Here is a 19,764-nt window from a genome sequence, read left to right as displayed (position 1 = left end):
TACAGAAGCAGGTTCCCGGCGAGAGGATGCCGCAAAAAGGGATTGACTAACCAAGGCCCGTTACAGAAGCCCGGATGAAGCGAAGCGCAATCCGGGATAGCGCCGCAGCCGAGCGAGCGGCCCCGGATTACGCTTCGCTTCATCCAGGCTACCAGTCGTCAAAATTTCACTTAGCTAATTGGCTAACAATTGTTGACGCCAGACGGCGACAGGCCTATAGTTAGCTCCATGGCTAACCAATTATCCCGACTCGATCAGGTTTTCGCGGCCCTTGCCGATCCCACCCGGCGGGCGATCGTGATGCGGCTCTGCGCCGGCGAGGCGTCGGTCGGCGAGCTTGCCGATCCCTTCGAGATGGCGCTGCCGAGCTTCATGAAACACATCCACGTGCTGGAGACGAGCGGGCTGGTCCTGTCGGAGAAATCCGGCCGGGTGCGCACCTGCCGCCTCAGTCCTGACGCGCTCCTCAGCGCGGAGGACTGGTTCCAGCACCAGCGTGCGATCTGGGAGGCGCGGCTCGATCGCTTCGAAGCCTATGTGATGAAGCTGAAGAAAGAGCGGACGGCTGCCAAGCGGCCGTCCAAGACAAGTAACAAGACAACCAAACGGAAAGGTTCGGAGTGATGACGAATTCTGCCAATCCCGTCCTGTCGCAATGGTCGCTCGACCGCGAGATCGTGATGTCGCGCGTGATCGATGCGCCGCGCGATCTGGTGTTCGAAGCCTGGTCCGACCCGAAGCACCTGCCGCAATGGTTTGGGCCGAAGGGTTTCAAGCTCGAGACCTTCGAGATCGACGTGCGGGTCGGCGGCGTCTGGCGCTTCAACATGATCGGCCCGGACGGCACGGTCTACCCGAACCGCATGCGCTTCCGCCGCATCGAGCGACCGTCGCTGATGGAGATGGATCACGGCGACGACCAGGACGAGGATCCCGGAATGTTCCGTTTCACCGTCACCTTCGCCGAACAGAGCAACGGCAAGACGGTTCTGATGATGCGACAGCTGGCGTCGAGCACGGCGCAGCGCGACGGCATGATCAGCTTCGGTGCCGTCGAATACGGCTACCAGACGCTCGACAAGCTCGCGGCCTATGTGGGCGGAATGAAGAGGTAGGGCGAGCGGCCACCTTCCTCCCTCATGCCGGGGGAGGCCTCGGAGCGGCCGCCTCGGAGCACTAAGACTACCGGGGGGCCTGCATTCTTCATCCGCGCGCCCCTCAGGAAGAGGGGCGCTTCATTCCATCGCCTCGTCCGTGACGATATCGCCGAGTTTCTGCCAGCGCTGGCCGTCGAACTGTACCATCTGGAACTGCTTGTTGACGCGGTAGTCGGTCGGCGTCGTCGTCACCGAGATGCCCGGCAGCGTCAGGTCGAGTGTGATGTTGTTCAGGCTGGCGGCGTGGCGCATCACGTTCTCGCGCGTGAGATCGTCGCCGCATTGTTTCAGCACCTGCACCAGCAGCTGCGCGGTGATATAGCCGTAGACGTTCAGGTTCGAATCCTTGTCACCTTCCGGGTAGTATTTGGCCATGAAAGCGAGATATCGCTTCATGCCGGGATCGTCCTTCCATTCGGGATCGGCTGAATCCTTGACATAACCGACGCTGACGACGCCCTTGGCGTTGTCGAGTCCGGCGGGTCTCAGCACCGCGCTGACCGAGGAGGCGTTGATGTCGATGATGTGCAGCGGCTTCCAGCCGATCTCCGCGACCTTCTTGATCGCCTGCGCGGCCTGTTTCGGCGTCGTGGCGCTGAACAGCACGTCGGCACCTGCATCCTTCAGCCGCAGGATCTGCGAGTCGATGGTCGGCTCGGTGATCTCGTAGGACGTCTCGGCGACGATCATCTTCGCCTTGTCACCGAGGCCTGCCTTGAAGCCGGCGAGGTAGTCCTTGCCGAGATCGTCGTTCTGATAGAGTACGCCGATCCTGGCGTTCGGATGGTTCTTCAGAAGATATTGGGCGTAGATCCGGCCCTCGACGAGGTAGGACGGGTTGAAGCCCATGGTCCAGGGGAAGTTCTTCGGATCGGTGAAACGCGCCGCGCCCGTTGCCGCGAAGAGCTGCGGGACTTTCTTGGCGTTGAGATATTTTTGCACAGCGACGTTCGGCGCCGTGCCGATGATCTGGAAGGTCAGCAGCACCTCGTCGCTTTCGACCAGCTTGCGGGTCTGCTCAACCGTCTTCGGAGGCGAGTAGGCGTCGTCATACTGGATCAGATTGACCTTGCGGCCGTTGATGCCGCCCTGGTCGTTGATCATCTTCATGTAGGCGGCCTGGGTCTTGCCGATGACGGCATAGGCCGAGGCCGGCCCGCTGAGCGGGACGGTCTGGCCGACCTTGATCTCGGTATCGGACGCGCCGGGATCGTATTTCTTCTGCGCCTGTGCTGCCGGGATCGATAACGCGAGAGCGATCGCGCCTGCCGCGACACGTTTGAGAAGTATGTTTTTCATTTCCATTCCCTGTTCCGACTGTCACTCGCCCTTGAGGCCGGCCTCGCGGATTAGCCCAGTCCACTTTTTTGTCTCGTTGTCGATGAACTGGCCGAATTCGGCCGCGGTGCCGGCGCGCACTTCGAGGCCTTGGGCGGTCAGCTTGTCCTTGATCGCCGGCTCGGCTAGCGCGCGCAAGACTTCGGCCTGCAGCTTGTCGATGATGGCGCGCGGCGTCGTCGAAGGCGCCATGAAGCCGTACCAGCCGGCGGCGGCCACGTTGGGAAAACCCTGCTCGCGCAGGGTCGGCGCTTGCGGATAGAGCGCGCTGCGTTCGGCGGAAGCGACGCCGAGCACGATGAACTTGCCGCTCTGGATGTAGGGCAGTGCGGTCGGCAGCGCCGTCAGCGTGGCATCGACGCGGCCGGCGAGCAGCTCGGTATAGGACGCCGCATCGCCACGGAAGGGAATGTTGAGCCCCTTGACGCCGGCATCCCTGAACAGGAGTTCGCCGGCAAGATGCGGCTGCGAGCCGGCGCCGGGCGAGGCGAAGGTCAGGCCATCCGGCTTCGATTTGCCGTAGGCGATCAATTCGGGGAGCTTCTTGAACGGCGCGTCTGCGCTGATGATCAGGAACAGCGGCGCGATCACCGCCATCGCGACGGGCTGCAGATCCTTGCGCTCGTAGGTCAGCTTGCCGAACAGCGCTTCGGCGGTGGCGTAGGGGGCCGCGACATAGAGGAGTGTGTAGCCGTCGCCCGGCGCATGCGCGACCGTGTCGTTGGCGATGCGGGTGCCGGCGCCAGGCTTGTTCTCGACGATGAACTGCTGGTGCAGGTTGCGGCCGAACTCTTCGGCCAGCAGCCGCAGCGAGATGTCGTTAGAGCCGCCGGGCCCGTAAGGGGAGATCAGCCGCACCATGCGCGACGGCCAGGCGTCCTCAGCGCGTGCGGAGAATGGAAGTCCGGATAGCGAAAGGGCGAGGGTGCCCAGGAATGTTCGCCGTGTTACGGTCATGGTGGCCTCCCGGTGGCGGAGCGCCGATTGTCTTGTTCATCGCTTGGCGCTCTTCTTGTTTTGCTTTTGTGTTTCGGTGGCCGGCGCCGCCCCAATCATGGTGCGGATGCTGTCGGCAAGAGCGGCAATGCGCGGGCCGATCTCGCCCTCCAGCTGGCCGGGCTGGAGCCGGAATGCGGGAATACCGCAATTGATCGAAAAGGCCTGCTTCGCCTCACGCGCATGAAACAGCGGCGCGGCGACCGCATGGATCGAGGCGATGTACTCGCCGAAGCACGTGCAGAAGCCGCGGCTGGCGCATTGTGCGAGGCCGGCGCGGTAGGTCTCGCGGAACGCCGACCACAGCTCGGTGTCCTCGCCTGCAATGCGCTCTTCGAGCTGTGCGACATCGGCCTGCGGCAAGGTCGCCGCCGCGGCACGGCCCATCGCCGTCATCACCACGGAGATGGGCATGCCGATGTCGGGGACGTGTGGGCCGACGTCGCCGGAGCGCGCGGTCTCGACATAGATCATGGAGGTCGCATCGAGCAGGCCGATCGAGACCGTGCCGCGCACGCTTTGCGCCAGCTCCTGCATCATGGGACGCGCGACCTGGCGGAACTGCATGTCGGCGAGCAGCGGATGCGCCATGCGAAGTGCGCGCGCGCCGACGCGATATTTGGCGCGTTCGGAATCGTAGCGGAGGTAGCCGAGCTCGGCGAGCGTATGCGTCAGCCGCGCCACCGTCGGGCGCGGAATCCCGGTCAGCGTCGACAGCTCCATGTTGCCGAGCTGCGTTGCCCCCGCCTTGAACGCTTCGAGCACCACGAGGCCCTTTGCGAGCGTCGTCGCGAACGCCGCGTCGTCGACGCTGTCCGCCAGCACGGCGGCGGCGGACGAGGAGGCGCGGATCGGTTTGGCGGTGGTTCTGGCCATGCAGGATTAATGAACCCGGTCGAACCAGTTGTCCAATAGATTCAGGAAATGTACTTTCATGTCCACTATACGGACACGCGGCGGCTGCGCCGGTAGGGCAAAAATGTCCGCGAAGAGCCCCGCCGCACACAGATTTTCGTCGCGATTCCGTGGCTTGTTGTGACAGGATTATTACGACTGAATGTCATATCGATTACAGCGGAGCGATTCATGTTGCAGTGGCAGGCGCGGACAAATCCCCTCGCGTGGTGGTGGGGGTCCCTGACGCTGGTCAGTGCTGCCAACATTCTCGTCTGGTTCATGCTGTACCGCGAGTTCTACCCGACGCCCGCCGGCAGCATCAGCGGTGGCTCCGACATCGGGCTGATGTTCCTGCTCTGCGCCGGCTATGTCTTCGGCTGCGCCTTCCGCTCGTTCCTGCCGCGCGCCGACGTGCAGCGCATCTGCCTGTTCGACACCTGGCTCTCCAGCGTCTTCGTCGGCCGCACGGTCGCGACGATTGCCGAACTGTGCTTCGCCGCGCAATGGGCGGTCATTCTGCATCAGCTCGGGACTATGACGGGCGCCGAGACGGTCGTGAACATCGCCTGGGTGATCGTACCGATCATCATCATCGCGGAGTGCTTCTCCTGGTATGCGGTGGTGACGACCAACTTCCTCTTCAACGCGATCGAGAACTCGCTGTGGGCGGTGACGTTCTTCCTCGCGGGCATCGCGCTGTGCCGGCTCATGCCGGAATTCCAGGGACCAGTGCGTTGGGCGCTGATTGCCGGCATCGTCGGCATCGCCTGCTTTCTGGCCTTTCTCGTCACTGTCGACGTGCCGATGTATCTCAGCCGCTGGCGGGCAGGGCATGAAGAGGGCAACAGATTGCTCGGCTTCCTCGAAGGCCTGCATGACGTCTCGACCCGGTGGGTCGTGACCCACGACATCGCGCACTGGAAGGGCGAGCTGACCTGGATGTTCCTGTATTTCACCGCCGCCGTGTGGTCGAGCCTCGCGCTCTGTGCGCTCTACGCGATGGAAGGTTATCTCACGCGCTATCTGGCCTGAGCGATCAGGCCTCGCCGAGATCGACCTCCGTCAATATGCCCTGGCGCAGCGCCAGCCGGACCAGCTCGATGTCGGAGCCGACGCCGAGCTTGTCCTTGATCAGGGAATGCAGGTTCGCCACCGTCTTCGGGCTGACATGGAGCGTCTCGGCGATCTCCTCTGTCGTGTTCTCGGCGAGCAGCAGCCGCAGGACCTCGAACTCGCGCGGCGTGAGGACGTCGGCGGCCGAGCTTTCCCCGGCGAGCCGGCTCAGCGCGAGCTCATGGTCGATGTCGGGGCTGATCGCGATCTTGCCGGCAAGCACGTCCATCACGGCGCGCACCAGCGTCTCCGGGGGACTGGTCTTGGTGACGTAACCCCTGGCCCCGGCGCGGATCGCCTGCACGGCAAAGCCGGCATTCTCGTGCATGGTGAAGACGAGGATCCTCGCGCCCTTGTCCCATTGCCTGATGCGCCTGACCGCCTCGATGCCGCCGATACCGGGCATGCTCAGGTCCATGATGACGAGGTCGGGTGCCTCCGATTTGTAGAGACGGTAGGCCTCGGCGCCGTCGGCGGCTTCGGCGATGACGCGCAATCCCGGCTGCTTCTGGAGCACGGAGCGATAGCCCTCGCGGACGACGGAATGGTCGTCGACCAGCAGAATGGTCGCGTCGGCCGCGCTCATGCGGCATGCTCCAGCGACGGCCGATCGGCGGCTGCGAGCGGAATGACCACGCGCAGTGCGGAGCCGCCGTTCGGCGCGGCCTCGAAACTCAATTGGCCGCGCAGGGCTGCGACGCGCTCGCGCATGCCGAGCAGGCCCATTCCGGATTTCGCGACGGGATCGCTCGCGCGTCCGTCATCGTCGATCGCAAGCGCGATCTCGCTGGCCCTCATCGTCAGCTCAAGGCTGACCCGCGTGGCGACGGCATGCTTGGCGGCGTTGGTGAGCGCCTCCTGCACGATCCGGTAGAGGCTGGCGCTGATCGTGGCCGGCAGGGTCTCGAATGCGCCGTCGAACCGGATCGAGAAACGCGTCTCGCCGCGGCTGCGCCCGTTCCAGCCCGCGACGAGGCCTTCGAGGCTGGCGACGAGCCCGAGCTCCTCGACATCGGGCGGCCGCAGCCGGAACAATGTGCCGCGCAACGTCTCCATCATGCCGGTTGCGGTCCGCGCGATGCCGTCGCATTCGCCAAGCAGGGAAGGGCAGTCCTGCGCGGCGGTCTGGCGGGCAGAGGAGGCGAGCGCGCGGATTGCGGCGAGAGACTGGCCGAACTCGTCATGCAGCTCGCGCGCGAGATGGCGGCGCTCCTCGTCCTGGAGCGCGATCAGCTTCCGCGTCAGCTCGCTGCGTTCGGCAAGCGCGGTCTCGAGGCTTTCGGCGAGATGGTTGAAGCCGTCGCGGATCGCGGAGAGCTCGGCAAGGTCGAACGGCGGCAGCCGCGTGGTGAGATCGTTGGCGGCAATCCGCTCGAGGCCGGTGCGGATCATGCGGGTGGGGCGCAGCGCGCGTGCCAGCGCGGCGTAGACCAACGCGCAGAGCAGCGGTAGCGCGATCGCCAGCGCGAGCATCAGGCGGCCGGCCTCGTGCCAAGCCTCCGCGGTCTGCACGGCCGGCTCGACCGAGACGACGGCGTCGCCGAGCTTCGCTCCGCGCACGATCACAGGCCGCGCGGCTTCGCGGCCGGGGTCGAACAGGCTGCGATAGAAGGCCGTGAAGGCTTGCGGTGGCGGGTTCGCCGGGGCGGGCGCACCGCTGCAGAAACGCTGGAGGGTGTCGCCGCTCGTGCCGCGGAACGCCAGGCACAGGCCGGGCGTCATCACATAAGCCGAAACTGGGTCGAGATTGGGAAAGTCCGAGCGCGGGCTGGCCACCCACTGGATCTTGCCCTGCTGCAGCTCCAGCGTCTTGGCCACGATCGCGGCGATATCGTCGAGGCGCGCATGCGCCGCGCGGTCGGCCGTAATCAGGAAATAAGCGGAGATCGCGGTGAAGCAGGCGGCCGATATCGCGGCCACGCGCAACGTCAGACGGACTTTGAGATCGAACCTCGGGCGGTTCCACATCGGCAGGCACCTGGTGCGAACGGGTTTGTCGCGTCCGCATTAAACGGCAGATCGCATCCGGCGCAAAGCCGCCAGGCGTGAGTGCGGTGCACCGTCGTGAAATTTTCCCGGCCATCGCCGGGACCGGCGCCGCTGCATGGCCTCATTGCGCCGTCCAGATTGGCGCGCCGCTCCGTCATACGAGGCCCGCTCATGCACCTGCGCCGGTTGATCTTGTCTGCTTGTCTCCTCCTCCTTCTCCCGGCGTCTCATGCGCCGGCCGGCGCCGAGACCGCCATCGGCATCGCCATGGACGATTTCAGTTACACCGATACGTCGGCTGAACCCGCCAACCAGACCGCCGCCCACGAGCGACGGCTGGCGGCCTTCATGGCCGCGCTCCGGCAAGACATCGGCGGGGACCGGCGCTACCGGCTCGTGCCGTCGGCCCAGGACGGCGCGGCGTTCAAGGTCATCGGCGGCATCCAGAAGACGAGCACGCTGGTACAATGGGCCAAGGTCGCCGTGATCGATGTCGGCGCCAAAAAGGTCGTGATGGACAAGCTCTACACCTTCCGTGGCGACAATGATGAATCATGGCAGCGTGCCGAGATCTTCGTGTCGCGCGAGATCATGGCCGCACTCGGCACACCCGCGCCGATCGCACTCGCGGTGTTCGAATTCGAGCTCGACGTCAACACCGCGGCGCCGGCCGCCGGCCTCGCGGCCGCGGATGCATCCTATCTGGCCGAAGTGACCGGGAGTGTCCGCGACGCCCTCGGCCGATCCGGCCGCTACCGCCTCGTCGATGTCGGCAGCACGAACGAGAAGGCGGTGAAGGCACGCGCTTTACGCGACTGCGGCGGCTGCGAAGCGGCGATTGCGCAAGGGCTCGGTGCGGATCAGTCGCTGATCGGGGTGGTGCGGCGGGTCAGCCGTACCGAATATACGCTCGGCTTCCAGGTGCGCGATGCCAGGACCGGCGCGGTGCTGGCACGCGGCGACAGCGGCCTGCGCCTGGGCGCGGACTATTCCTGGAAACGGGGCGCGGTGCGGCTGGTCAGTGATCGCATGATCGAGAACCAGCCGCAGCAATAGGCCTCAGGCGCGGCCTCAGAACGTCAGCTGCACCTTCATCGACTGCGAGCGGTCGCTGGCGAGCTCGAACGCGGCGACCGCGTTCTCGAACGGCATGGTCGCCGTGATCAGCGGCTTGACGTCGATCAGGCCTTCCCCCATCAGCCGCACCGCCAGCTCGAATTCGGAGTCGAAGCGGAAGGTGCCGCGCAGCTGCAATTCCTTGGCGACGATGGAGTTGATCGGCAGCGTCATCTCGCCGCCGAGGCCGAGCTGCACCAGCGTGGCACCGGGCCTGAGCACGTCGAGCGCGGTGCGGAGTGCGGCCTGGTTGCCGGAGGCTTCGAACAGCGTGTCAAATACTCCCTTGCCCGTGCGCCAGGGATCGAGCGCCGTGGCATCGGCCGCGACATTGATGGCATGACTGGCCCCCAGCTTCCTGGCGACCGCAAGCGGCGCCTCCGCGACGTCGGTGACCACGATCTCGGCCGCGCCGCCGAAGCGCGAGACCAGAATCATCAGCGCGCCGATCGGGCCGCAGCCGGTGATCAGCACGCGCTTGCCGAGCAGGGGCCCGGCCTGGTTGCCGGCATGCAGGCACACCGCGAGCGGCTCGGCGACCGCGGCTTCCGCCAGCGACAGCTTGTCGGTGATCGGAACGGCCTGCGCCGCATCGACGGTGATGAATTCGCGAAAGCCGCCCTGCACATGGGGAAAGCGCATCGCGCTGCCGAGGAAGCGCATGTCGAGGCACTGGTTGCGCATGCCTTCCTGGCAATGCAGGCACTGGCCGCACGGCTTGCTCGGATTGACCGCGATCCGGGTGCCCGGCTTCACGTTGGCGACGCCGTCACCGACGGCTGCGACCACGCCGGCGATCTCGTGCCCCAGCGCCATCGGCTGCTGGATGCGCACGACGCCGAAGCCGCCGTGATGATAGTAGTGCAGATCGGAGCCGCAGATGCCGCCGTTCGCGATCTTGACGCGGACTTCACCCGGACCGGGCGCCGTGTCGGGATAGAGGTCGATCCGCAGATCTTTCGGTGCGTGGATGACGACGGCGCGCATGGTTGGCTCCCTCAGCGTTTCGCGGCTTACATCGCAGCGATCATGCCGCCATCGACATAGATGATCTGGCCGTTGACATAGGTCGAAGCATCCGACGCCAGGAAGATCGCAGCGCCCACCAGCTCGTCCGGTCGGCCCCAGCGCTTGGAGGGAACGCGGCCCATCAGCCAGGTGTTGAAATCGGTGTTGTTGACCAGGGCCTCGTTCATGTCGGTCAGCATATAGCCGGGACCGATCGCGTTGGCCTGGATGCCGTGCTGGGCCCATTCCACCGCCATCGAGCGGGTCAGGTTCTTGATGCCGCCCTTCGCCGCCGTGTAGGGCGCGATGGTGGGACGCGCGAGCTCGCTGCCGAGCGAGCCGATATTGATGATCTTGCCGTGCTTGCGCGGGATCATGCGCCTGGCCGCCTCGCGGCCGATCACGAAGGCACTGGTGAGGTTGGTCTCGATCACCTTGCGCCACTCGTCGGTGGTGAACTCCACCAGCGGCTTGCGGTGCTGGATGCCGGCATTGTTGACGAGGATGTCGACCGCGATGCCCTTGTTGTCGAAGTCGTTGAAGGCGGCGACGATCGCAGGCTCGTCGGTGACGTTGAAAGCAGCACCCTCCGCCTGGTGGCCGGCAGCGCGAAACTCGGCGACGGCCTGCTCGACGCGCTTGGGATCGACGCCGTTGATGATCAGCTTGGCGCCGGCCTTGGCCATGCCCTCGGCGATGGCGCGGCCGAGCCCGCGGGAGGAGCCGGTCACGAGCGCGGTGCGGCCGGAAAGGTCGAACAGGGCGGTGCTCATCTCAAAATATCCTTAAGAGTTGGAACGGCGCACGGTCAGATCGGACCGGTCGAATACGGCGGGCAGAAGGTCGACGCCGAGGCCGGGGCCTTCCATCGGATAGACAAAACCGTCCTTGATCGTGGGCATGGTGGTGACGAGCTCATTATACCAGCCCTTGTAGAAGGCGCGCACCGATTCCTGGATCAGCGTGTTGGGCTGGCTGAACGACATGTGGATGGCGGCGATGAAGCCGATCGGACCGATGCAGTCGTGCGGTGCGAAGGGCCGGTGATAGGTCTCGGCCATCGCCGCGATCTTTCGGCCTTCGGTGAGGCCGCCGGTCCAGCACAGATCCGCCATCACCACGTGCATGGCGTCGCGGTCGAGCATGTCCTTGTAGGGGAAGCGCGACCCCAGCGTCTCGCTGGCGCAGACCCAGACGTCGGTGCAGCGGGCGTATTCGGCCAGCGCTTGCGGCGAGTTCATCCGGATCGGGTCTTCGTACCAGGTCGGCTTGTAGGGCTCGAGCGCGCGCGCAATCTGTTTCGCGGTCGGCAGGTTCCAGAGCGAATGAAGCTCGACCATGATCTCCATCTTGTCGCCGACGGCCTTGCGGATTTTTTCAAACGGCTCGATCGCGTGCTTCATCTGGGCGGCGGTGATGTACAGGCCCTTGTTCTCCTGCGCCGCCGGATCGAACGGCCAGATCTTCATCGCCGAGATGCCGCTCTCCAGCAGGTTTTCGGCAAGCGCATCGGCGTTGTTCATGAAGCCGTCGAGGTCTTCGTAGGGCCCCTGGGAGCCACCGAGATTCCAATTCGCGACCGGGCTGATATTGGTGGAGCGGACATATTGGGTGCCGGCGCAGGTGTTGTAGATGCGCTGCTTGTCCCGGCAGAGGCCGCCGAGCATCTGGTGCACCGGCTGATTGCAGACCTTGCCGAACAGGTCCCATAGCGCAATGTCGATCGCCGAAGCCGCGCGATATTCGACGCCGGTGGACGACTGCGCCATCGGCAGGTTCAGCATGTCGCGATGGATCGCCTCGATGTGCAGCGGATTGCGGCCGAGCAGGCGGCCGGCAAAGGTGTCGTGGATCTGGGCCTCGACCGCGCCGGCGCCGTAGAAGGTTTCGCCGAGACCGATCATGCCCGTGTCGGTGTGGACGCGCACCCAGATGACGTTGGAGAATTCTTCGGTGCGCAGCGTCTCGATCGACGTGATCTTCACGGCAATACTCCTCCCATCGCAGGCGCGCGCAGCGCCGTTTTGTTGTCATTCCGCACCGCAACATGGTGCGGGCAGGGGTCAAGTCTTACGCTCGCTTGTAATATATCACAACATGTTTTAGGGATATCACCAACAAGGCGCCGCCCTGCAACGACGGCGCGGGCTGAGGGGAGAGACGACATGGCAACGCGCAAGCGCGCGCTCGAGGTGGTGAGGAACGACGACGGCGAGGGCAAGCCCTCCCGGCGCAACCGTCTCAACTTCTTCGAGCTGGCGTATCAAAGGATCGAAGAGCTGCTCGTCCATTGCGAGCTCAAGCCCGGCCAGTTCATGACGATGCTGGAATTGCAGCATATCACCGGCTTCGGCCGCACGCCGGTTCATCACGCCGTCAATCGTCTCTCCGCCGATACATTGATCATCATCCGTCCGCGCCACGGTCTGCGCATTGCGCCGATCGATCTGGCACGCGAGCGCATGCTGCTGGCCTTGCGCCGCGACATGGAGCGCTTCGTGATCCGGCTCGCGGCCGATCGCGCCAGCCTCTCGCACCGCAATCAGGCGCTGCACATCGAGCGACTCTTGCGCGAGCGCCGCGCCAATCTGACCCTCGACGAGTTCAATCATATCGACCGCCGCATCGACGCGCTGGTGCTGGAGGCGGCAGGCGAGCCGTTTCTGGTGCACACGCTGCGGCCATTGCACACGCTGTACCGGCGCATCGGCTACATCCACCACCGTTTCATGCCGGGGCAGGCCGAACTGTCAGGAACAATCGATCATCATCTGGCTATTCTTAATGCGGTTGCCAATCGTCGCGTCGAAGACGCGGTGAAGGCCAGCGATGCACTGATCGACTACATGGGCGAGATGTTCACCGGCATGGAGGTGGGGATCGACCCGCGCCTGCTCGATTGCAGCATCGAGCCGCTGCTCGGCACGTAAAAATTCAGGAGGACCAAAGATGTCGACGATGGCGATGCCACAACCGACCGCGAGCGAAGCCGCGGTCCGCTACCTCATCACGAACTACAGTCCCAAGGGCAACAAGGTCGGCTGGCTGATGATGGCCTCGATCCTGGTCGAAGCCTGGGACCTCTATTCGATCGCCTTCGTGCTGATCTTCATCAAGGAGCAGTTCAATCCCGATCCGCTAATGCTGGGCCTGGCCGCGGCCGGTACGCAGGGCGGCGCCATGATCGGCGCACTGCTCGGCGGCTGGCTCTCCGACAAGATCGGCCGCCGTGTCATGTTCCTGGTGACGATGGTGATGTTCATCGTGCTGGCGCTGGCACAGGCCTTCGTGCCCAGCGTCGGCTGGCTCGTCGTGATCCGCTTCCTGCTCGGCATACCGCTCGGTTCGGACATCTCGACCGGCTACACCTACATCATGGAATCCATGGCCAAGGGTGAGCGCGAGGTCATGGGTAACCGCTGGCAGTTCATGTTCGCGGTCGGCGAGGTCTTGACGATCGGCGTCATCGTGATCTTCCTGCTGTTCGACATTCACCACGAGACGCTGTGGCGGGTGACGCTCGGCCTCGGCGCGCTGCCGGCGCTGATTATCCTGATCATGCGGCACGACGTGCCTGAGACGGCGGTGTGGCTGGTGCAGAAGGGACGCTACCGCGAGGCCAAGCAGGTCGCGCGCGAGATGTTCAACGACGATCTCGCCATGCTGCCGGACCGTGACGTGGAGGTGCCCAAGGTCTCCACCCGTGCGTTCCTCGCCGACCTCAAGAAGGATCCGATCCGCTGGCGCGCCACGATCTACGGCTGGATCGCCTGCTTCGCGCAGGCCAGCGAGTTCTCGACCTTCGCGTTCTACCTGCCGGTGCTCTTTGTGATGGTCGGCGTGTCGAGCGTGCTCGGCATCAATCTGGTGACGATGGCGCTGTTCTCCTTCGCCGCCGTGTCGGGCTGGGTCGGTCCGCTGCTGACGCCGAAGATCGGCCACCGCGGCATCTCGATCGCGGGCTTCTCGATCGTGCTGGTCTCGCTGCTGGTCGCGGCCTTCGCGCTCTACACCGACAACAAGATCCTGCTGCCGTTCGCGGCTGCTGCGATGCTGTGGGGCCATTATTGGGATGCGTCGAACTGCATGACGATCCCGACCATGGTCGCAAAGCCGAAATATCGCGGCACCGCCAGCGGCTTCGCCTACATGTTCGTGAAGCTGCCGTCGTTCCTGGCGATATTCCTGTTCCCGACGGTGTTCGCTGCGATCGGGCAGGCCAATGCCACGCTGATGGTCGCGATCTTCCCGCTGATCGGATTGCTCGCCGCAATCTTCATCCTGCCGGAAGTCTACGGCTACGAGAACGATTGACGATGCGTGACCCCGGTCGCGGCCGCGATGGCCGCGATCGGGCTTTTCCTGTGGACGTGGCGCGCCAAGGGCTACGGGCTTAGGAAGATGGGATCGATCCCAGCACCGTGGCCGAGCAGGCCGATCACCTGAAGCTGTGCGCTGTGCAGGTCGATCTCCACGATGGCGAACAGGGTCAGCAGCACCACGACCGAAAAGACCAATAGCGGGTGGGATGCTTCACCCCGGCCTTGGTCCGCTGTGGTGAAGCCTTGAAACGTGCGGCGCAGGGAGAAGCTCTGCGGCAATGCCTTCGACTGGATCTGCATGATGAACCTTCCTTGCCGCGCGGTATCAGGCCGCGCGACAAGGTGCAGTATAGGCCCGGCGTCAGCGGCGACATTGATGCGCCGCAAACTGCGCGCGATTACCGGATCGCGGCCGCAAGCGCCGCGATCAAGGCGGGCGGCGTCACCATCACTCCGAGCTTCAGGAACGGCCAGGCGCCGACCTCGATCTTTTCCCGCCGCAACGCCACCAGCCACAGGATGGTGGCGAGCGAACCGGTCACCGACAGATTCGGCCCGAGATCGACGCCGATCAGGATGGCGCTCACGACCGGCGCGGGCAAGTGATCGCTGGCGGCGACCGAGCCGGCAACGAGGCCGACGGGAAGATTGTTGGCGATGTTGTCGGCGATCGCGGTGGCGATGCCGACGCTCCAGGCCGCCTTCGTCACGGATTGCCCGACAGCTTCATGCAGCAGCGCGCTGAGCTGCCCGATCACGCCGGTCTTGATCAGCGCTTCCACCATCACGAACAGCCCGCCGACCAGCGGCAGCACGCTCCAGGAGACGCCGCGCAGCACGGGGAGCGGCGATTGCCGGTTGAGCAGCAGCACGATTGCGGCTGTCACCACGCCGCAAACGAAGGTCGGCAGGCCCAATTGCTTGTCCAGCGCGGAGGCGGTGACCAGCACGATTCCGATCGCCACGATACCGATGGCCGTCAGCTTGCCGCCGCGGCCGAGCTTTGGATGCGGCACGCTGCGCGCGATCGTCTCTTCCTTCAAGGCGCGGTGCTGGGTCAGGCGCAGCACGACATAGGTCAGAAGGATCGAGGCCGCCGAGGGCAGGGCGAACAGGCGCAGCCATTCGGTGAGCGCAGGCATGTGGGCCCCGAACACGACGAGATTGGCCGGGTTGGAGATCGGCAGCACGAAGCTTGCGGCGTTGGCGATGAAGGCGCAGACGAAGAGATAAGGCAGCGGCTTGGCGCCGGCGGCGCGCGTCGCGGCATAGACGGCGGGCGTCAGCACGATCGCGGTGGCGTCGTTCGAGAGCAGGACGGTGACGAGCGTGCCGACGATGTAGATCAGCAGGAACAGCCGCTGCGGCGAGCCGCCGGCATATTCCACGGCGAGCGCCGCGAGATAGTCGAACAGGCCTTCGAGCCGCGCCAGTTCGGCGATCAGCATCATGCCGATCAGGAACAGATAGACATCCACGCCTTTTTCGATGCCGGTGAGCGCATCCCGCCACGGCAGCAGGCCGAGCAGCACCAGCGCACTGGCGCCGATGACGGCCCAGATCGCCTCCGGCAGGCGAAAGGGCCGGATGATGACGCCCGCGGTCGCGGCTGCGATGATGCTCCAGGCCAGGATGGCGTCAGACGGCACGTTCGATCCCTAGGATGTGTCGGTTCATTCGGCAGCGATAGCGGAAGCCGCCGCCGCTGTCTTCCCCCGCGGGCGCGGACCGCCGTCTGCGAATCGCCGCGGCTCGGTGCCGAGTTTCGGTCTATGATTTTGTTCAAAAGCCTGTCGGGTTGGAGCGGCGCGATAGCGCCGTCATTGCGAGGAGCTCTTGCGACGAAGCAATCCAAGCTGCGCCGCCGGATGATTCTGAATCGATTCGCCGCGCTCGAAATGACGCAGTCCGTGCCGCGTTCTCGCGATCGTCACACTCACCGCGCCATCGACGGCTTTGCCGTGATCGCCTTGCGCAAAATGCGCGACAGCGCTTCGACCGAATACGGCTTCTGGATCAGCTCGAAACCGCGATCGGCGTTCTCGGCGAGAACGTTGCTGTAACCAGAGGTGAGCACGACGGGCAGGCCCGGATAGCGTTCGCGGATGATGCCGGCGAGCTCGACGCCGTTCATGCCGGGCATGATGACGTCGGAGAAGACGAGATCGACGGCGAACTCGTTCTCGCCGAGGATGGCGAGCGCCGCATTGGCGTTGGCGGCGCGGCGAACGACATAGCCGAGGTCTTCCAGCAGCTCCGTGGAGAAGCGACCGACCTCGTCGTCGTCTTCCACCACGAGCACGCGATAGCCGCGCCCGGTGGCCGCGGCCTCATAGGTCAGCGCCGCGGCTTCCTGATCCGTCGCGGGGCTTTGCGCCCGCGGCAGATAGATGGTGAAGGTCGCACCTTCACCATGTGTGCTCGTCACGGCGATGTCGCCCTCGGACTGCTTTGCGAAGCCGAAGGCCTGGCTCAGGCCGAGGCCGGTGCCCTTGCCTACCTCCTTGGTGGTGAAGAACGGTTCGAAGATGGCCTCGATGTTTTCGGGCGCGATGCCGCTGCCGGTGTCGGCGACCGAGATCGCGACAAAGTCGCCGCCGCGCGCCGGTTGCGCGCGAAGGTTGGGGATGCCCTGAACTTTCCGGACCGCGATGGTGAGGCGGCCTTCGCCGTCCATGGCGTCGCGTGCGTTGATGGCGAGGTTGATCAGCGCGGTCTCGAATTGCGCGATATCGGCGACCGTGAAGCAGTCGCCATCGTGAACCTCCACCGCGATTTCGATGCGAGCACCGACCAGCGGCCGGACCAGTTGCGCGACGCCTTCAATCTGGCTGCCGACGTTGAATATCTGGGGTTTCAGTGGCTGCCGGCGCGCAAACGCCAGCAGCTGGGCGGTCAGCTTGGAGGCACGCTCGACAGTGTCGGAGATGGCATCGACATAGCGGCGGCGGCGCTCCTCCGGCAGCTCGCGGCGCCGCAGGAAATCGGTGGCCGAGCGGATGATGGTAAGCAGATTGTTGAAGTCGTGCGCGACGCCGCCGGTGAGCTGGCCGATCGCCTCCATCTTCTGCGATTGCCGCAGCGCTTCCTCGCCGCGGCGGCGCTCGGTGATGTCCACCGCCTCGGGCACCGCGCCGGTGATGTTGCCGTGGCGGTCGAGCACCGGGCGCATGCCGAACTCGAAATCACGCTCGCCGATGGGAAGGCGCAGGCGCATCTCCAGCCGCACGGCTTCGCCTTTCAGCACGGTGTCGAAGGCCTCGCGCACGCGCGCACTCATGCTCTCTGTCGTGCTGAACCAGGGCGTCTGCCATAACGGCTTTCCGATCACGTCCACAGGGCTCGCCTTGATGGCGTCGAGCACGGTCGTGTTGGCGTAAAGCAGCTCGCCCTTGAGATTGACGAGACCCTGATATTGGTTGCTGGTCTCCAGGATCGCGCGCAGCCGCGCCTCGTTGGATTCGAGCTCGGCGGTGCGCTCGGCGATGCGTTCTTCCAGCGTCTCATTGAGCTGCCGGAGCTCGATCTCGGCCTGCTTGGCCACCGTAATGTCATGGGCAACGCCGATGAAGCCGATATGCCTGCCGGTCGGGTCCCAGCGCGGCTGCGATTCCGAACGCAGCCAGCGCCATTCACCGGCGGCGTTCTTGTAGCGGGCTTCCAGCACGAACGGTTTGAGCGATGCTTCACCCTGAACCGACTGCTGCAGCACATGCGGCAGGTCGTCCGGATGGAGCACCTTGCGCCAGGCGAAGGAGATGGCCTGGTCATAGGGCAGGCCGACGAAATCGACATAGGCCTGGTTGGCGAAGGACCGTGTGCGGTCGAGTTTCGTGACCCAGATCGGCACCGGGGCGCTGTCGGCGATCAGCCGGAAGCGCTCCTCGCTCTCGCGCAGGGTCTCGCGCACCAGCATCTGGTCGGTGACGTCGATATGGGCGCCGACGAGGCGGAGGGCACGGCCGCCACCGTCGCGCTCGATTTTGGCAACGACGCGGATCCAGCGGGTCTCGCCGTCGCTCGGGCGGATGATGCGGTATTCGGCGGTATAGTCCTCGCTGGTGCCGGACAGCGCGTCGATGAAATGCTTCACCGTAGCGTCCCGGTCGTCGGGATGAATGCGGTTGATCCAGTCCTCGTGCGACTCGTCGGCGGCTTCCGGCGGCAGGCCGTGGAGCATCAGATATTCCGGCGAACGGCGGTTCTTGAAGCCTTCGCGGAAGTCGACTTCGAGACCGCCGACCTTGCCGATGCGCTGGATGCGCGCAAGCTCGGCTTCGCGCTCCTGGAGCGCGCGATAGGCGTTGTCGCGCTCGCGTGCGACGTCTTCCAGGTGCTGGCGCAGCCTTTCGGCGGCGAAGGTCTCGGGCAAAGGATCGTTCAAGGCGGTGGCCGTTGTGATGCGGGAGCGCACGTGGCCGACCGATATTCACACAGACGAAGCGTGATGGCCATTGCTCAAAGGAAATATGGAAAGAAAGACGTCGCCGAATGCAGTGTGGTGGGCATGAACGAACGCCGAGTCTGGCTATTTGTTCCGAACCTTGGAACGATGAGCCTTCCGGGCGCGTATCTCCGGGGCGCCACAACTTTCATTCCCAAAAGCTCCCTTTCCGAAGAGGCTAAATCTTGAAGCTTTTTGTCTGCCAGGCCTGCGGCAACGTCCTCTATTTCGAGAACCGCGCCTGCGAACGCTGCGGGCATCGCGTCGCGTTCTTGCCCGAGAAGGAGACGATGTCGGCGATCGAGCCCGACGGGGAGGCTCAAGGTGGGGTCTGGCGGACGCTGGCTACCAAGGGCGAAAGTCGCATGCTGTGCAGCAATGCCGAGCATGATGCGTGCAACTGGCTGACGGATGCGGGCGATACCACCGGCTATTGCCGCGCCTGCCGCCATAACGGCGTCGTCCCGGACCTGTCGGATCCGGCGCAACTCGCCGGCTGGCGGGAGCTGGAAATGGCGAAGCACCGGCTGTTCTATTCCCTGATCCGCTGGAAGCTGCCGCTCCAGACCCGGCAGGACAATCCCGAACATGGCCTGATCTTCAATTTCCTCGCCGACGATCCGCAGAGCGGGCAGAAGGTCCTGACCGGCCACGACAACGGCCTGATCACGATCGCGCTGACCGAGGCCGACGACATCGAGCGCGAGCGGCGCAGGCTGGAGATGGGCGAGCCCTACCGGACGCTGCTCGGGCATTTCCGCCACGAGGTCGGGCACTATTTCTGGGACGTGCTGGTGCGCGACGGCGGCAAGCTCGACGAATGCCGCGCCGTGTTCGGCGACGATTCCGCCGATTACGGCCAGGCCCTGCAGCGCCACTATGCCGATGGCGCCCCGCCGGACTGGCAGCAGAACTACGTTTCGGCCTACGCGACGACGCATCCGTGGGAGGATTTCGCCGAAACCTGGGCGCACTATCTTCACATCGTCGACACCCTGGAGATGGCCAGCGAGTTCGGCATGGAGGTGCGCCCCAAGGTCGATCGCGACGGGGAGTTGACGGCGCGCATCCGCTTCAACCCTTACGAAGCGAGGGACGTCGAGGCGATCGTCAACGCATGGCTGCCCTTCACCTTCGCCATGAACAGCGTCAACCGCGCCATGGGCATGCGCGACCTCTATCCGTTCATCCTCTCGCCGGTCGTCGTCGAGAAGCTCGGCTTCATTCACGGCCTGGTCCGGGACGTGGGCAAAGCCGGGAAGCCGTAGGCCCTTCGGGGCCTGCCAGGCCCGTTTCGGTCTTGCTTTGGTCTTGCGCTGGTACGCCAGAGGACCCGGATTTTGACCGTTGCCTCCGGCCTATTTTGATGTACCACGGGAGCCAC

18 protein-coding genes are annotated in these 19,764 nt (G+C 64.8%); 7 read left to right on the top strand and 11 right to left on the bottom strand.

Annotation, left to right across the window (positions count from 1 at the left end):
• The first annotated feature begins 228 nt into the window (after nucleotides 1-228).
• Both AC0L3S_RS32865 and AC0L3S_RS32860 read left to right on the top strand, forming a co-directional pair.
• Nucleotides 229-624, top strand: coding sequence for an ArsR/SmtB family transcription factor (locus tag AC0L3S_RS32865; protein WP_473283829.1), 396 nt, complete (start codon nucleotides 229-231; stop codon nucleotides 622-624).
• On the top strand, nucleotides 624-1,115 hold the full coding sequence (locus tag AC0L3S_RS32860; RefSeq protein ID WP_473283825.1) for an SRPBCC family protein: 492 nt from the start codon (nucleotides 624-626) through the stop codon (nucleotides 1,113-1,115). The genes AC0L3S_RS32865 and AC0L3S_RS32860 overlap by 1 nt, the downstream gene beginning before the upstream one ends.
• Nucleotides 1,116-1,235: 120 nt before the next feature.
• On the opposite strand, the gene AC0L3S_RS32855 is transcribed toward AC0L3S_RS32860, so the two are convergent.
• From AC0L3S_RS32855 to AC0L3S_RS32845, 3 genes are read right to left on the bottom strand one after another with little or no spacing between them, the layout of a single operon-like run.
• Entirely contained in the window at nucleotides 1,236-2,456 is a 1,221-nt protein-coding gene (locus AC0L3S_RS32855) for an ABC transporter substrate-binding protein (RefSeq protein ID WP_473283823.1), read from the bottom strand.
• 21 nt (nucleotides 2,457-2,477) lie between these two features.
• Nucleotides 2,478-3,452: a Bug family tripartite tricarboxylate transporter substrate binding protein gene (locus tag AC0L3S_RS32850; protein WP_473283820.1), complete on the bottom strand. Its 975-nt coding sequence runs from the start codon at nucleotides 3,450-3,452 to the stop codon at nucleotides 2,478-2,480.
• A gap of 36 nt (nucleotides 3,453-3,488) precedes the next feature.
• On the bottom strand, nucleotides 3,489-4,367 hold the full coding sequence (locus AC0L3S_RS32845; RefSeq protein WP_473283817.1) for an IclR family transcriptional regulator: 879 nt from the start codon (nucleotides 4,365-4,367) through the stop codon (nucleotides 3,489-3,491).
• Nucleotides 4,368-4,577: 210 nt separating this feature from the next.
• Between AC0L3S_RS32845 and AC0L3S_RS32840 the strand changes: the two genes are divergently transcribed.
• Nucleotides 4,578-5,420, top strand: coding sequence for a hypothetical protein (locus AC0L3S_RS32840; RefSeq protein ID WP_473283814.1), 843 nt, complete (start codon nucleotides 4,578-4,580; stop codon nucleotides 5,418-5,420).
• Nucleotides 5,421-5,424: 4 nt separating this feature from the next.
• On the opposite strand, the gene AC0L3S_RS32835 is transcribed toward AC0L3S_RS32840, so the two are convergent.
• Complete coding sequence (locus AC0L3S_RS32835) at nucleotides 5,425-6,087, bottom strand: response regulator (protein ID WP_027518509.1); 663 nt, start codon at nucleotides 6,085-6,087, stop codon at nucleotides 5,425-5,427.
• Entirely contained in the window at nucleotides 6,084-7,469 is a 1,386-nt protein-coding gene (locus tag AC0L3S_RS32830; RefSeq protein ID WP_473283811.1) for a HAMP domain-containing sensor histidine kinase, read from the bottom strand. The genes AC0L3S_RS32835 and AC0L3S_RS32830 overlap by 4 nt, the downstream gene beginning before the upstream one ends.
• Nucleotides 7,470-7,661: 192 nt before the next feature.
• Here AC0L3S_RS32830 and AC0L3S_RS32825 point away from each other — a divergent pair, with 192 nt between their 5' ends.
• Nucleotides 7,662-8,546 carry a DUF3280 domain-containing protein gene (locus AC0L3S_RS32825; RefSeq protein WP_473283809.1) on the top strand — a complete coding sequence of 295 codons (885 nt, stop codon included), beginning with the start codon at nucleotides 7,662-7,664 and terminating at the stop codon, nucleotides 8,544-8,546.
• Nucleotides 8,547-8,561: 15 nt separating this feature from the next.
• Here AC0L3S_RS32825 and AC0L3S_RS32820 read toward each other — a convergent pair whose 3' ends face one another.
• From AC0L3S_RS32820 to AC0L3S_RS32810, 3 genes are read right to left on the bottom strand one after another with little or no spacing between them, the layout of a single operon-like run.
• Complete coding sequence (locus AC0L3S_RS32820; protein WP_473283807.1) at nucleotides 8,562-9,593, bottom strand: L-idonate 5-dehydrogenase; 1,032 nt, start codon at nucleotides 9,591-9,593, stop codon at nucleotides 8,562-8,564.
• Nucleotides 9,594-9,619: 26 nt separating this feature from the next.
• A complete protein-coding gene (locus AC0L3S_RS32815) occupies nucleotides 9,620-10,387 on the bottom strand; it encodes an SDR family oxidoreductase (RefSeq protein ID WP_473283804.1) in 768 nt (255 codons plus the stop codon).
• Nucleotides 10,388-10,399: 12 nt separating this feature from the next.
• On the bottom strand, nucleotides 10,400-11,599 hold the full coding sequence (locus AC0L3S_RS32810; RefSeq protein WP_473283801.1) for a mandelate racemase/muconate lactonizing enzyme family protein: 1,200 nt from the start codon (nucleotides 11,597-11,599) through the stop codon (nucleotides 10,400-10,402).
• A gap of 180 nt (nucleotides 11,600-11,779) precedes the next feature.
• Between AC0L3S_RS32810 and AC0L3S_RS32805 the strand changes: the two genes are divergently transcribed.
• Both AC0L3S_RS32805 and AC0L3S_RS32800 read left to right on the top strand, forming a co-directional pair.
• The gene (locus AC0L3S_RS32805) at nucleotides 11,780-12,544 is read left to right on the top strand and encodes a GntR family transcriptional regulator (RefSeq protein WP_473263890.1); all 765 of its coding nucleotides are present in this window, start codon (nucleotides 11,780-11,782) and stop codon (nucleotides 12,542-12,544) included.
• A gap of 19 nt (nucleotides 12,545-12,563) precedes the next feature.
• Complete coding sequence (locus AC0L3S_RS32800) at nucleotides 12,564-13,928, top strand: MFS transporter (RefSeq protein WP_473263889.1); 1,365 nt, start codon at nucleotides 12,564-12,566, stop codon at nucleotides 13,926-13,928.
• A 71-nt stretch (nucleotides 13,929-13,999) separates the two neighbouring features.
• Here the strand turns inward: AC0L3S_RS32800 and AC0L3S_RS32795 are convergent, their stop codons facing one another.
• The 3 genes from AC0L3S_RS32795 to AC0L3S_RS32785 form a co-directional block, all read right to left on the bottom strand.
• A complete protein-coding gene (locus AC0L3S_RS32795; protein WP_473263888.1) occupies nucleotides 14,000-14,236 on the bottom strand; it encodes a hypothetical protein in 237 nt (78 codons plus the stop codon).
• Nucleotides 14,237-14,334: 98 nt separating this feature from the next.
• Nucleotides 14,335-15,585 (bottom strand): arsenic transporter, encoded by a 1,251-nt coding sequence (locus tag AC0L3S_RS32790; protein WP_473283799.1) that lies wholly within the window; start codon nucleotides 15,583-15,585, stop codon nucleotides 14,335-14,337.
• Between the two features lie 287 nt (nucleotides 15,586-15,872).
• A complete protein-coding gene (locus AC0L3S_RS32785) occupies nucleotides 15,873-18,350 on the bottom strand; it encodes a PAS domain-containing hybrid sensor histidine kinase/response regulator (RefSeq protein WP_473283796.1) in 2,478 nt (825 codons plus the stop codon).
• 215 nt (nucleotides 18,351-18,565) lie between these two features.
• Here AC0L3S_RS32785 and AC0L3S_RS32780 point away from each other — a divergent pair, with 215 nt between their 5' ends.
• Complete coding sequence (locus AC0L3S_RS32780) at nucleotides 18,566-19,648, top strand: zinc-binding metallopeptidase family protein (RefSeq protein ID WP_473283794.1); 1,083 nt, start codon at nucleotides 18,566-18,568, stop codon at nucleotides 19,646-19,648.
• Nucleotides 19,649-19,764 lie beyond the last annotated feature (116 nt).

The organism is Bradyrhizobium sp. Ken01 (assembly GCF_055807355.1).
Note: the sequence above shows the minus strand (reverse complement) of the source record. Positions and strands in the feature narration are given on the sequence as shown.

Bases quoted from the DNA above. Each gene is read 5' to 3' on its own strand.
- AC0L3S_RS32795 (WP_473263888.1), bottom strand. From the start codon at position 14,236: ATGCAGATCCAGTCGAAGGCATTGCCGCAGAGCTTCTCCCTGCGCCGC.
- AC0L3S_RS32835 (WP_027518509.1), bottom strand. From the start codon at position 6,087: ATGAGCGCGGCCGACGCGACCATTCTGCTGGTCGACGACCATTCCGTC.
- AC0L3S_RS32825 (WP_473283809.1), top strand. From the start codon at position 7,662: ATGCACCTGCGCCGGTTGATCTTGTCTGCTTGTCTCCTCCTCCTTCTC.
- AC0L3S_RS32815 (WP_473283804.1), bottom strand. From the start codon at position 10,387: ATGAGCACCGCCCTGTTCGACCTTTCCGGCCGCACCGCGCTCGTGACC.
- AC0L3S_RS32805 (WP_473263890.1), top strand. From the start codon at position 11,780: ATGGCAACGCGCAAGCGCGCGCTCGAGGTGGTGAGGAACGACGACGGC.
- AC0L3S_RS32860 (WP_473283825.1), top strand. From the start codon at position 624: ATGACGAATTCTGCCAATCCCGTCCTGTCGCAATGGTCGCTCGACCGC.
- AC0L3S_RS32800 (WP_473263889.1), top strand. From the start codon at position 12,564: ATGTCGACGATGGCGATGCCACAACCGACCGCGAGCGAAGCCGCGGTC.
- AC0L3S_RS32850 (WP_473283820.1), bottom strand. From the start codon at position 3,452: ATGACCGTAACACGGCGAACATTCCTGGGCACCCTCGCCCTTTCGCTA.
- AC0L3S_RS32820 (WP_473283807.1), bottom strand. From the start codon at position 9,593: ATGCGCGCCGTCGTCATCCACGCACCGAAAGATCTGCGGATCGACCTC.
- AC0L3S_RS32855 (WP_473283823.1), bottom strand. From the start codon at position 2,456: ATGAAAAACATACTTCTCAAACGTGTCGCGGCAGGCGCGATCGCTCTC.
- AC0L3S_RS32845 (WP_473283817.1), bottom strand. From the start codon at position 4,367: ATGGCCAGAACCACCGCCAAACCGATCCGCGCCTCCTCGTCCGCCGCC.
- AC0L3S_RS32830 (WP_473283811.1), bottom strand. From the start codon at position 7,469: ATGTGGAACCGCCCGAGGTTCGATCTCAAAGTCCGTCTGACGTTGCGC.
- AC0L3S_RS32840 (WP_473283814.1), top strand. From the start codon at position 4,578: ATGTTGCAGTGGCAGGCGCGGACAAATCCCCTCGCGTGGTGGTGGGGG.
- AC0L3S_RS32865 (WP_473283829.1), top strand. From the start codon at position 229: ATGGCTAACCAATTATCCCGACTCGATCAGGTTTTCGCGGCCCTTGCC.